Annotated in this window: 10 protein-coding genes and 2 pseudogenes; 4 read left to right on the top strand and 8 right to left on the bottom strand. The window is 59.3% G+C overall.

The window, feature by feature from the left end; all coding sequences use genetic code 11:
* Nucleotide 1: 1 nt before the first annotated feature.
* The 7 genes and pseudogenes from thiC to RHM55_RS00535 form a co-directional block, all read right to left on the bottom strand.
* A pseudogene (thiC, locus tag RHM55_RS00505) lies at nucleotides 2-1427 on the bottom strand (phosphomethylpyrimidine synthase ThiC); the annotation flags it as partial.
* Nucleotides 1428-1632: 205 nt separating this feature from the next.
* On the bottom strand, nucleotides 1633-1863 hold the full coding sequence (locus RHM55_RS00510; RefSeq protein ID WP_322179020.1) for a CDGSH iron-sulfur domain-containing protein: 231 nt from the start codon (nucleotides 1861-1863) through the stop codon (nucleotides 1633-1635).
* Nucleotides 1864-1966: 103 nt separating this feature from the next.
* Nucleotides 1967-2607, bottom strand: a pseudogene (locus RHM55_RS00515) (peroxiredoxin).
* Between the two features lie 48 nt (nucleotides 2608-2655).
* Nucleotides 2656-4446, bottom strand: a complete 1791-nt coding sequence (locus RHM55_RS00520; protein ID WP_322179021.1) for an NADPH-dependent assimilatory sulfite reductase hemoprotein subunit — start codon at nucleotides 4444-4446, stop codon at nucleotides 2656-2658.
* A 19-nt stretch (nucleotides 4447-4465) separates the two neighbouring features.
* Nucleotides 4466-6214 (bottom strand): diflavin oxidoreductase, encoded by a 1749-nt coding sequence (locus RHM55_RS00525; protein ID WP_322179022.1) that lies wholly within the window; start codon nucleotides 6212-6214, stop codon nucleotides 4466-4468.
* Entirely contained in the window at nucleotides 6211-6558 is a 348-nt protein-coding gene (locus RHM55_RS00530) for a BolA/IbaG family iron-sulfur metabolism protein (RefSeq protein ID WP_322179023.1), read from the bottom strand. Before RHM55_RS00530 ends, RHM55_RS00525 begins: the two co-directional genes overlap by 4 nt.
* Nucleotides 6559-6659: 101 nt before the next feature.
* Complete coding sequence (locus tag RHM55_RS00535) at nucleotides 6660-7268, bottom strand: MarR family winged helix-turn-helix transcriptional regulator (RefSeq protein ID WP_322179024.1); 609 nt, start codon at nucleotides 7266-7268, stop codon at nucleotides 6660-6662.
* A 152-nt stretch (nucleotides 7269-7420) separates the two neighbouring features.
* On the opposite strand from RHM55_RS00535, the gene RHM55_RS00540 reads away from it, so the two are divergent.
* Complete coding sequence (locus RHM55_RS00540; RefSeq protein ID WP_322179025.1) at nucleotides 7421-9397, top strand: aconitate hydratase; 1977 nt, start codon at nucleotides 7421-7423, stop codon at nucleotides 9395-9397.
* A 145-nt stretch (nucleotides 9398-9542) separates the two neighbouring features.
* On the opposite strand, the gene RHM55_RS00545 is transcribed toward RHM55_RS00540, so the two are convergent.
* Nucleotides 9543-10136: a MarR family winged helix-turn-helix transcriptional regulator gene (locus RHM55_RS00545; protein WP_322179026.1), complete on the bottom strand. Its 594-nt coding sequence runs from the start codon at nucleotides 10134-10136 to the stop codon at nucleotides 9543-9545.
* Between the two features lie 136 nt (nucleotides 10137-10272).
* Between RHM55_RS00545 and RHM55_RS00550 the strand changes: the two genes are divergently transcribed.
* The 3 genes from RHM55_RS00550 to sufB all read left to right on the top strand — a co-directional run bounded on the left by RHM55_RS00550 (nucleotide 10273) and on the right by sufB (nucleotide 12551).
* The gene (locus RHM55_RS00550) at nucleotides 10273-10638 is read left to right on the top strand and encodes an iron-sulfur cluster assembly accessory protein (protein ID WP_322179027.1); all 366 of its coding nucleotides are present in this window, start codon (nucleotides 10273-10275) and stop codon (nucleotides 10636-10638) included.
* Between the two features lie 67 nt (nucleotides 10639-10705).
* A complete protein-coding gene (gene erpA, locus RHM55_RS00555) occupies nucleotides 10706-11074 on the top strand; it encodes an iron-sulfur cluster insertion protein ErpA (RefSeq protein WP_322179028.1) in 369 nt (122 codons plus the stop codon).
* Between the two features lie 40 nt (nucleotides 11075-11114).
* Nucleotides 11115-12551 (top strand): Fe-S cluster assembly protein SufB, encoded by a 1437-nt coding sequence (sufB, locus tag RHM55_RS00560; protein ID WP_322179029.1) that lies wholly within the window; start codon nucleotides 11115-11117, stop codon nucleotides 12549-12551.
* Nucleotides 12552-12562: the final 11 nt, after the last annotated feature.

Genomic DNA, 12562 nt, shown 5'->3' on the forward strand with positions numbered 1-12562 from the left:
CATCCGACGGTAGCGGCCCGAGGGTGTAGAACGGTGCCTCATGGCACTTGTCCAACTGCAGTTGCATGTTTTCTTTGATCATGTACATCGGCACGTGACCGGGGCCTTCGATCATGACTTGCACGTCGTGTTTCCAGGCGATTTTGGTCAGCTCGCCGAGAGTTTTTAATTCGGCGAACTGCGCTTCGTCATTGGCGTCGTAGATCGAACCGGGACGCAGACCATCACCCAGACTGAAGCTGACGTCATAGGCCTTCATGATCTCGCAGATGTCTTCGAAATGGGTGTAGAGGAATGACTCCCGGTTATGCGCCATGCACCACTTGGCCATGATCGAGCCGCCACGTGAAACGATGCCGGTCATACGCTTGGCACACAGCGGCACATAGGCCAGCAACACCCCGGCGTGGATGGTGAAGTAGTCGACGCCTTGTTCGGCTTGCTCGATCAGCGTGTCACGGTAGATTTCCCAGGTCAGGTCCTCTGCCTTGCCGTTGACTTTTTCCAGCGCCTGATAAATCGGCACGGTGCCGATTGGCACGGGCGAGTTGCGGATGATCCATTCACGCGTCTCGTGGATATTCTTGCCGGTGGACAGGTCCATCACATTGTCGGCACCCCAGCGGATCGCCCAGGTCAGCTTGTCGACTTCTTCGCAGATGCTCGAGGTGGTGGCCGAGTTGCCGATGTTGGCGTTGATCTTCACCAAGAAATTGCGGCCGATGATCATCGGTTCGATTTCTGGATGGTTGATGTTGACCGGGATGATGGCGCGGCCACGGGCAATTTCTTCGCGCACGAACTCGGGTGTTATTTCCACCGGAATGCTGGCGCCGAGGGACTGGCCGGGATGTTGGCGGCCCATCAAGTCGGCCCATCAAGTCGGCCATTCGATTGCCCATCGGGCCGGATGCCTGCAGCTCTGCGAGATACTCCTTGCGGCGCATGTTTTCGCGGATTGCAACGTATTCCATCTCCGCCGTGATGATGCCTTGCCGGGCGTAGTGCATCTGCGAGACGTTTTTACCGGGTAATGCGCGACGCGGCTTGCGGGTGAGGTTAAAGCGCATGTCGTCAAGCGTGGGGTCATTCATGCGCTCAATGCCGTAAGCCGAACTTGGGCCGGCCAACTCCTCGCTGTCAGCGCGCGCAATAATCCAGGGCGTGCGCGGCGTTTGCAGGCCGGAACTGATGTCGATGCTGACCTGCGGATCGGTGTACGGCCCGGAGCAGTCATAGACATAAATCGGCGGGTTCTTTTCCACGTCGTAGGGGGCGGCGGTATCGGACTGGCTGATTTCGCGCATCGGTACTTGGATATCGGGGCGTGAGCCTTCGACAAAGATTTTGCGCGAATTGGGCAGTGGCAGGATGGCGCGTTCATCTACTGTGGCGGTGGCGGCGAGGAATTTCGAATTGGCGTTCATTGGGCTCCTTGGCAGGCTTGATTTGGGTCAGGTCAGGTTAGGCTGCGCAGTGATACGCAGGTAGGGCTTGATGACGGTGTAGCCTTCGGATACGAGAACAAACGGCCCCAACGGGTGCCGTGCGAGGCGTGAAAACGCCGCGCTCGTGCTCGAAATTCGGACGTATGCTCCGGTGAATCAGGAGAATTGCGCCATGTACACCCAGCTACTCCGACGGTGCGTGCAGGTCGGGATGGTTCTCTTTCACTTCGTGACGGCTTCCTTGCACGTCGTACCAGTAAAACTTTTCGGGCTCTTCAGTCTTTGCGGTGGTTTTATGAGTACCGTCACAAAACGGCTGCTTCTTCGACAAGCCACAGCCGCATATGTACTTAGTTTTCTCGCCCACCGTCACGGGATACGGACCTGTCCGGGTTATTTTGACGATTCTTGCCATGATCTATCCTTAAAAATTGTGTATGCGAGGAATTGAAACGGCGGCGTATCTTTTATGCCTCGATGTGAAGCTCCCGTCGCCGGATAATTTGAGCCTCGTGCGTTTAATTCAGGTCAGGTTGCGGGGTGATGCGCAGGTAGGGCTTGACGACGGTGTAGCCCTTCGGAAATTTCTGTTGCAACACCTCTGGGTCCTGCAGTGACGGCACAATGATGACGTCATCACCGAGGTTCCAGTTGGCGGGTGTGGCGACGCTGTAGCCGTCGGTCAGCTGCAGCGAATCAATCACCCGCAGAATTTCGTTGAAGTTGCGGCCCGTGCTCGCCGGGTAAGTAATGGTCGCGCGGATCTTCTTTTTCGGATCGATAAAGAACACCGAGCGCACCGTCAGGGTGTCGTTGGCGTTCGGATGAATCATGTCGTAAAGGTCGAAACGGTGCGCCCCGGATCAGCCAGCACGGGGAAGTCGACGTTGGTGTTTTGCGTCTCGTTGATGTCATCGATCCACAGGGCATACGACTCGAGCGCGTCGACGCTGACGGCCAGCACCTTGACGTTGCGGCGTGCGAACTCCTCATTGAGTTTGGCGGCTGCGCCCAGTTCGGTGGTGCACACGGGCGTGAAGTCTTTCGGGTGCGAGAACAACAGCCCCCAACTGGTGCCGAGCCAGAGGTGAAAGTCGATGTCGCCGAGCGTCGATGTCTGCACAAAATTGGGTGCGGTGTCGCCTAAACGTAATGCCATGATGATTCTCCTGGGTAACCCTGAGCAGGAAGTTCAGGGTTTAAGCTTTTAGCGGCGCGCTCCGGTGTTCTGATGGAAATCGGCGCTGTTGACGGTCGCGGCGATAAAACCCGCACGGAGGGTGTAATCGCCGAAGTGTTCGCCGTCCTGCCGCTCGCGCTGGTAAGCAGCGAAGATCGGTTCTAGATTGGCGATGATCGAGCCGTGGTCGAGATTTTCGGCGTAGAGCTTGGCCAGTCGTGAGCCGTCGAAAGCGGCCCCCAGATAGAGGTTATAGCGGCCTGGGCCTTTGCCGACCAAACCGATCTCGGCGATATACGGCCGCGAGCAACCGTTGGGGCAGCCGGTCATGCGGATCACGATGTCCTTCTTGGCCAGCCCGTGCCCGGCCAGACGCTCTTCCAGCGCAGTGACGAGCTCGGGCAGATAGCGTTCGCTTTCGGCGAGTGCGAGCCCGCAGGTCGGCAGCGCGACGCAGGACATCGCATTGCGCCGCAGGGCCGAGGCGTCGGTTGTCAGCCGATGCTCAGCGACCAGCGCTTCGATGGCCCGGCGCTGCGCCTTCGGGACGTTGGCGATGATCAGGTTCTGGTTGGCGGTGAGGCGATAGTCGCCGTCATGCTGCTCGGCGATCCGCCGCAGGCCGGTCAGCCATTGCGCGCCGCCCGGCACATCCTTGACACGGCCGTTCTCGATAAACAGCGTCAGGTGCGCGTAGTCGTTGCCGCTTTCGTCGCTTCGGTCACTTTCGGTCCAGCCGTAGCGGTCGCCGGTTGAGGTGAAGGTGAACGGCTTGGCTGCTTCCAGCGTGACGCCACTGCGCAGTTCGACCTCGGCACGGAAGGCATCCAGACCGCGATCCTCAATCGTGTATTTCAGGCGCGCATGCTTGCGCTCGATACGGTCGCCCCAGTCGCGCTGTACGGTGACAACGGCTTCGGCCACGGAAAGCACCTGCTCCGCTCGGCAATAGCCCATGACGTCGGCTGTGCGCGGATACGTCTGCGTCTCGCCATGGGTCATGGCCATGCCACCGCCAACCGTGACGTTATAGCCCTCGATCACATGCTGGTTGCCGAGCGTGAAGTTATAGTCGTCATTGATCTGACGCTGCTGGTCGAGGATGGCGATAAAGCCGAGGTCATGCGCATAGATGTCGACGTCGTTCGACGGCGGCACGGCGATGACGATTTTGAATTTGCGCGGCAGGTAGGTTTTGCCGTAGATCGGCTCGACCACCTCATCCTCATCCTCACCACCGGCGATGCGCTCGCCATCCAGCCAGATCTCACGATAGGCCGTCGTGCGCGGCAATAAATGGTCGGACAGGGCACGGGCGAGCGTGAGCGAAGCGGCGTGGGCGGGTGACTGATAGGGGTTCGGATTGCACATCACGTTGCGATTCACGTCACCGCAGGCCGCAATAGTGGTCAGCAGCGCGGCGTCCATCTCGCGCATCGTCGTTTTCAGGTTCGACTTGATGATGCCGTGCAACTGAAAAGTCTGCCGCGTGGTCAGGCGCATCGTGCCGTTGCCGTAGGTGCGCGCGATATGGTCCATGGTCAGCCATTGCTGCGGGGTACAGACGCCGCCGGGCACCCGCACACGAATCATAAAGGAGAAGGCCTTCTCCATTTTCTTGCGCCCACGCTCGCTGCGCAGATCGCGGTCGTCTTGCAGGTACATGCCATGGAACTTCACCAGCTGCGCATCATCCTCGATGATCGCGCCGGTGATCTCCTCGTGCAGGCCTTCGCTGAGCGTGCCGCGCAGATACCCGCTGGCGGCCTTAATGTGCTCGTTGCGTGAGAGCTCTTTGCTTATGTGTTTTTGGCTCATGTGGACTCCGGATGTACGCTTAATAAATGTCCTGCAGATAGCGGTGCTCACGATCGAGAGCCTTTACCGCTTGCTCGGCGTCTGCCACGCTGAGCGCCTTCACATCGACATAGGCGCGCACGAGTGCCGCCCGCACATCCTTGGCCATCGCCTTGGCGTCGCCGCAGACATAGAAATAGGCGCCATTGTCGAGCCAGTCGATGAGGTCTTGGCGCTGCTCCCAAATGAGGTGCTGCACATAGCGTTTGTGCGGCGTGTCGCGCGAGAAGGCGAGGTTCATGCGCGTCAGCGAACCATCCTTTAAGGCATCCTGCCATTCGAGCTGGTAGAGGAAGTCGTGGGTGAACTGGCGGTCGCCAAAAAACAGCCAGGAGCGGCCGCTCGCGGCGGTGGCACGGCGCTCCTGGACGAAGGCGCGAAACGGTGCGATGCCAGTGCCCGGCCCCACCATGATGATGTCGCGCTCTGGCGCGGGAAGCGCGAAATGCCGGTTGGGCCGCAACTTCACCCGCAGACGCTGGCCTTTCTTTAATTGGTCGGCGACATGGCCGGAAGCGACACCTTTGCGCACGCGCCCGAAGCTCTGGTAGCGCACCGCCGAGATCAGCAGATGCACCTCATCGCCCACCTCGCGGCGCGACGACGCAATCGAATAGGCGCGCGGGGCCAGCGGCCGCGTTAGCTGGCGCAGCTGGTCGGCAGACAGCGCCACGGGAAACAACTGGAGCAGGTCGATCAGCTGCCGACCGGCGATCCAGGTGCGGGCATCCTCAGATGCGAGCAGCGCCTTGACCTGCGGGTGGTTGGTGGTGGCGGCGTAGCTTGCCAGGGTCTTGAGCGATAGCGTCGTGACATCTCGGGCCTTGATTAGCTCGGCGCGCAGCGCAACGTCGGACGCAAGACCTGTCGCCTCCAACAGATCGTCCACGTAGGCCGCATCGTTCTCAGGGTAGATATCAAGTGAATCGCCAGGTTTATAAGGTGGCGCAGCGCCGTCGAAACTGAGTTCGAGATGGATCGTGACTTTTTCCGACTGCGATGAGTTGAGGTGGATTAGTTCGGTGATCTCGGCCTCGACCGGAGCGAGATCGGCGCTGCTCGTTGCCTTCGCGGCAAAATCGACAGCAATGATGCGGCTTTGGCCGACGTTTTCGGCCGGGGCCAGAGCCTTGAGCGCCGTCTCGATCCAGTGCCCGGCAGGTTCTGCGAAGTCGAGATCGCAATCGACGCGGGCGACGACGCGCTTGCCGCCGAGCGCTGCAAGTCTTGCGTCCAACGCCTTGCCAATCGCGCAGAACTTGGCATAGGCGGTGTCGCCGAGCGCGAGAACGCCGAACCGGACGTCATCGAGGCGTGGCGCGCCTTCTCCCATGAGTTCAGCGTAAGCGCGAATGACCCGTGCGGGCGGTTCGCCTTCACCCCAGGTCGCGGCGATGACGACGAGCCGGCGTACCGAGGCAAGGGTCGCCACATCGAGATCAGCCATGTCGACGATCGAAGGCTTCAATCCGAGTTTGCGCGCCGCCTTGGCTATGTCCGCCGCGAGCTGCTCGGAGTTTCCGGATTCGGTCGCATAGAGGATGGTCAGCGGCTCAGTGGTTTGCGCGCTGCCTGCGGGTTGAGGTGCCGTCGTGGCGGCGTCCATTCCGGCGATAAAGCCGGCTAGCCACGCGCGCTGTGTGGGGCTGGCGGATCCCATCACGCGGTTGAGGATTACTATCTCTTCTTCGGCGAACGGCGCCGTATTCGGGATCGGCAAAAAATTCATGTGCGCCGGCCAGTAGTCTGTTGCGCCTCAATAGCGGGTGGACACGCATGGCGGGTAAAGCCTGGACCAACACGTGCGGGCGCTCGCGTCTGCAGGCTGTCGACGGCGCGCACCGGGGACGCAGAACCTTGCAGCAGATGGCCGATGGCGACATACACCAGCCACTGGCTCTCGAGCATGCTCAGGCCTGCGAACGCGGGCGAGGTCACGTCGATGCTGAAGTGTCCGTTGCCACCGCCGTTGACTGTGGCGACGGCGGCCCGTGAATGCGGGATCCGCTGCTCGATAGCCGCGCGCAGCGCGTCGCTGATGCAGCCCTGAAAGTCAGTGGGCGTGGATGACATGGCGGTCTCCTTTATGTGGCCGTGTTGGGCTGTGCCGAGCGATTACTGGGCGTTCTGCCGAGGTATTCAGCGCGCCGTTTGCGCCCGTTGCGCGAACAGGGTCATCGCCGTGCGCCTCCGCTGACAGGGCCCTTCACCGTCACGGGCTTGCGCGGGATGAAATTGATACAGACCCCGTCGAGCTCTTCCAGCCGCAGTGGCTGGTGGCTGATTCCGCAGGTATAAGACGCCTGACTTTCCCGGTGGCAGCCGCAGCCTTGCAGATGTTGACACGAGGTACAGGTGCCGAAGGGCGGTTTGCCGCGCTCTTGCGCCACCTGGCCGAGCATGCGCTGCAAGGTAGTGGCGAACTGGCTTTGGACACTGGGAGGCAGGGCCTCTGCGGCACGGGCCAGGGATTCGAAGGGGTCGCTGGCAAGAATGCCCCAGGCTTGGTCGGTCAGTACCAGGCGGACACTGCGCTTGTCGCCTTCTGCGCGAATGCGGCTCAGAAATCCGAGGGTTTCGAGGCTTTTGATGGTCTGTGATGCCGTACCGCGGGTCGTGCCATGGAACGCGGCGAAGGCCGATGGCGTTCGCGAGAAGCGGTTGGCTTGGGCAAAGTACCTGAGCGCGGCCCACTGGGCTGCAGTGAGCCCCTCCGCGAGCCCCTCGCCAGTGGCGATGCGGCCCAAGTGAAATACCAGCTCCGCAATCGCACGACTGTTCATGACCATCTCCTTTATCAGGCAAATATAGTAGCGTCTAAAAACTATATAGACAATAATGTAATTTCGTATCGATACTATTTTACCGCTCAGGAAGGTTGCGTAAGCCGGCTCAGGGCGAGTGCCGCGACTTTTTCGAACTTGGGAGAATGATCATGAGCATGAATGTCACGCAGAAACTGATTCAAGCGCATCTGGTATACGGCAACATGCAATCCGGTGAGGAGATCGGTATCAGCATCGACCAGACACTGACCCAGGATGCTACCGGCACGTTGGTGATGCTGGAGTTTGAGGCGATGGGCTTAGACCGGGTGAAAACCGAGGTGAGCGTTCAGTACGTGGACCACAACATCATCCAAGAGGACTTCAAGAACCCCGACGATCATCTTTTTCTGCGCAGCGCCTGCCAGCGTTTCGGCCTGTGGTACTCGCGGCCTGGTAATGGGGTCAGCCATCCATGCCATCAGGAGAACTTCGGCAAGCCGGGCAAGACCCTGCTTGGCTCTGACAGTCACACGCCGGCGGGCGGTGCGATCGGCATGCTGGCTATCGGCGCTGGCGGGCTGGAAGTGGCGTTAGCCATGGCCGGCGAGCCGTTCTTCACGCGCATGCCGCAGATCTGGGGCGTTAAACTCACGGGGAGCTTGCCTGATTGGGTGAGTGCCAAGGACGTGATTCTGGAGATGCTGCGCCGCCACGGCGTCGACGGTGGTGTCGGTCGGATCATTGAGTATTACGGGCCGGGGCTGGCCACGCTGAGCGCGATGGATCGACATGTGATCGCTAACATGGGCGCCGAACTGGGCGCCACAAGCAGTGTTTTCCCTTCCGATCAGGAGGTGCGCCGCTTTCTGCGTGCCTGGCAGCGCGAAGAAGACTGGGTCGAGTTGGTCGCGGATACCGGCGCGAGCTACGACTTGTTTGAGGAGATCGATCTGTCCAGCTTAGTGCCGCTGATCGCCATGCCGTCGAGTCCAGGGAATGTGCATCCGGTCAGCGAAGTCGCTGGACAACGGATCTACCAGACCTACATTGGTTCGTCGGCCAATCCCGGTTTTCGCGACTTTGCTGTCTCTGCGCTGATGGTGCGCGGTCGTAAAGTGCACGATCGTGTGTCATTCGATATTAACCCTACGTCTCGCGCTCAGCTGGAAACCTTGGTGCGCGACGGCCACATCGCCGACCTGCTGCACGCCGGCGCGCGGCTGCACCAGGCCGGCTGCAACGGCTGCATAGGTATGGGCCAGGCGCCGGCCACTAATGAACTTTCTCTGCGCACAGTACCGCGCAATTTTCCAGGCCGTTCTGGCACGCGCGAGGATAAGGTTTGTCTGGTCAGCCCTGAGACGGCTACGGCGTCGGCGCTTACCGGGGTGATCACCGACCCGCGCACGCTCGGTATTGCTTATCCGCGCGTCATGGACCCGGACCATCCAATCATCAACCGTGAGATGTTCGGGGCGCCATTGCCGCTTGCAGAGGCGCTAAAAGTTGACCTCGTGAAGGGTCCGAACATTGCCTCACTGCCGCCCTTCGCACCGCTGCCCGATGAGATCGAAGTGCCGGTCCTACTCAAAACGGGAAACGACGTTTCCACTGACGAGATTATGCCTCCAGGGCTTCGCGTGCTGCCGTTTCGCAGCAATATTGCGAAGATCGCCGAGTTCTCCTTTGATCGGCTCGACCCCACCTACGCGGTGCGCGCTAAGCAGGTGCCGGGGCACATAGTAGTGGGCGGCAGCAATTACGGCCAAGGCTCGAGCCGCGAGCACGCCGCCCTTGGCCCGCAGTACCTAGGCCTACGCGCAGTTCTGGCCAAGGGGTTTGCGCGAATCCACGCGCAAAACCTGATCAACTTCGGCGTACTGCCGCTGACATTTATCGACCCCGCGGACTACGACGGTATCCAGGCCGCAGACTTGCTGCGCCTAACAGATCTTAAGCACGTACTGACAGAAGGTGGCGAGCTTGTGGTCGTAAATGTCACTCGCCAGGTCAGTTTTCAGGTGCGTCACCACATGTCGCCGCGACAAGTGCAGTTCTTGCTCAGCGGCGGATTGATCAACTGGATGAAAGAGCGACTGACCGCGGAGGGCTCTGCGGCTGATCGGGCTCTGGCGTCGGATTAACGGCAGAGGCAGAGCGATGTAGAATTGGTGAAATGTAAGCGTAACCATGGTTAGTCGTTGCAATAGTGCTGACGCTGCGGCTAACCACAACAGCCAGCGCATGCAGCGATTAACCCACTAAGCGCCAGAGTAATCGCCGTGCGGCTCAGCTGGCTGGGCCCTTCACCGCCGTGGGCTTGCCGGGGATGAAGTTGATGCAGACCCCATCGAGCTCTTCTAGATGCAGCGGCTCGCGGGTGAACCCGCAGGCATAAGGTGCCTGATTTTCCCGGTGGCAGCCGTCGCCCTCCAGATGTTGACACATTGTACAGGTGCCGAAGGGCTGCTTGCCGCGCTCTTGCGCCACCTGGCAGAGCATGCGCTGCAGGGCATTGGCGAACTGGCCTTGGAGGCTAGGGGGCAGGGCATCTGCGGCACGTACCAGTGATTCGAAGGGGTCGCTGACAAGAATGCCCAAGGCTTGCTCGGTCAGCCCGAGGTGGACGCTGCGCTTGTCGTCCTCTGCGCGTAGGCGGGTCAGATAGCCAAGGGTTTCGAGGCTTTTGATGGTCTGTGATGCCGTACCGCGGGTCGTGCCATGGAACGCGGCGAAGGCCGACGGCGTTCGTGAGAAGCGGTTGGCTTGGGCAAAGTACCTGAGCGCGGCCCATTGGGCTGCCGTGAGCCCCTCCGCGAGGCCTTCGCCAGTGGCTATGCGACCTAAGTGAAAGACCAGCTCAGCAATCACACGACTGTTCATTTCCAGCTCCTCATCACGCTAGCATAGTAGCGTTTTAAAACTATATTTGTATTGATATGATTTTGAAACGATACTATATTCATGTCACCGCCACGCTTGTCTTGCGGTTCTCTTTGCGTACGTTGGAGCTTGAGTTATGGCAATTACATTGACTGAAAATGCGGCAAAACAGATTCGCCAGCAGCTTGCAAAACGCGGCAAGGGGCTTGCCCTGCGCATCGGCGTGAAGCGCGTGGGCTGTACCGGTCTGGCGCACACCTTCGACATTGCCGACGAAATTCTCCCAACAGATTACAGCTTTGAGTCGCATGACGCCCGTGTGCTGATTGATGCCGCCGCATTGGTGTTTCTCGATGGTTCGCGTATCGACTTCGTCACCGAAGGGCTTAAGCAGATGTTCAAATTTGATAACCCCAACGTCGATAGCGAGTGCGGCTGCGGCGAGAGTTTCAAAATCAAAGAGCCCGCGCTGGCTGTGAAAAAAACCGAGGTCACAGCATGAACATAAACGCGCTGTGCCGCGCCAAGGCTAATACGCAGTGCGCAGTGCGCAGCACGGAGGGTGCCTGATGAACGCGGTTTCTGAAAGCATCCAGAGCGAAATACCCGGCGCTTTTGTGTTTACCGACAGCGCTGCGGCCAAACTGGCTGATTTGATTGCGCAAGAAGGCAACCCCGCGCTGAAGCTCCGGGTTTTTGTCCAGGGCGGCGGCTGCTCCGGCTTCTCTTATGGCTTCACCTTTGATGAAGTTGCCCTTGAAGATGACACCACGCTGAGCAAAAACGGCGTGTCAGTGTTGATTGATGCGATGAGCTATCAGTACCTAGCGGGAGCCGCGATTGATTACCAAGATGATCTGCACGGTGCGCAGTTCGTCATCAAGGACAATCCCGGCGCCAAGTCCACCTGCGGTTGCGGGTCGTCTTTCTCGATTTAATTTAGTCACTTATTTGGCTACTTAGGTAGGAACCAACATCATGAGCGCAGTACTGCAAAGCCTGGTCAATCAGCCCTACAAGCACGGTTTCGTCACCGATATCGAGTCTGATGTCGCGCCCAAAGGGCTAAATGAAGACACCATCCGGATGATTTCGACCAAGAAGAACGAGCCGCAGTGGCTGCTCGACTTCCGGCTTAAGGCATATGCGGCCTGGCTCAAGATGGACGAGCCGACCTGGCCTAACGTGCACTTTAAGCACATTGATTATCAGGCGATCAGCTACTACGCCGCCCCCAAGCAGAAGCCGAAGCTAAACAGCATGGATGAGGTCGATCCGGAATTGCTGCGCACCTTCGAGAAACTCGGCGTGCCGTTGCACGAGCGCATGGCGCTGGCCGGTGTGGCGGTTGACGTGATTTTCGACAGCGTGTCGGTGGCGACCACTTATAAGGCCAAGCTGGCTGAGGTCGGGGTGATTTTCTGTTCGTTCTCCGAAGCCGTAAAAGAGCACCCTGAGCTGGTGCAAAAATACATGGGTTCAGTGGTGCCGACCGGCGATAACTTTTACGCCGCGCTCAACTCGGCGGTATTCACTGACGGCTCGTTCTGCTTTATCCCCAAGGGCGTCAAGTGCCCGATGGATTTATCAACCTATTTTCGCATCAACACCGAGGAAACTGGGCAGTTTGAACGTACCCTGATCATTGCCGAGGAGGGCGCGTCGGTCTCCTACCTCGAAGGCTGTACCGCGCCCGCCTTTAGCTCTAATCAGTTGCACGCGGCGGTGGTTGAGTTGGTGGCGCTGGACAACGCCGACATCAAATACTCGACGGTGCAGAACTGGTATGCCGGCGACGAAAATGGCGTCGGCGGGGTGTACAACTTCGTCACCAAGCGCGGCCTGGCCAAGGGTGTGAACTCGCGTATTTCCTGGACCCAAGTCGAGACCGGCTCGGCGATTACTTGGAAGTATCCATCGGTGATCCTGCGTGGCGACAACTCGGTCGGTGAGTTTTATTCGGTCGCGGTGACCAATCACCTGCAACAGGCCGATACCGGCACCAAGATGATCCATCTCGGTAAGAACACCCGCAGCACCATCGTTAGCAAAGGCATCTCAGCCGGGCGCTCGAACAACAGTTACCGCGGACTGGTGAAGATTTCGCCGACCGCCAGCGGTGCGCGCAATTATTCGCAATGCGACTCCATGCTGATCGGCGACCAGTCTGGCGCGCACACCTTTCCCTATATCCAAGTGGGCAACAGTAGCGCCCAAGTTGAGCACGAGGCCTCGACCTCGAAGATCGGCGAGGACCAGCTGTTCTATTTCGCCCAGCGCGGGATCTACGCCGAGGCCGCCGTGTCGATGATCATCAACGGATTCTGCAAAGACGTATTTCAACAATTGCCGATGGAGTTTGCAGTCGAAGCGACCAAGCTCCTCAGTTTCAAATTAGAAGGAAGTGTCGGATGATTTACCCAGAC

This window comes from Pseudomonas sp. MH9.2 (assembly GCF_034353875.1).
Lineage (GTDB): Bacteria > Pseudomonadota > Gammaproteobacteria > Pseudomonadales > Pseudomonadaceae > Aquipseudomonas.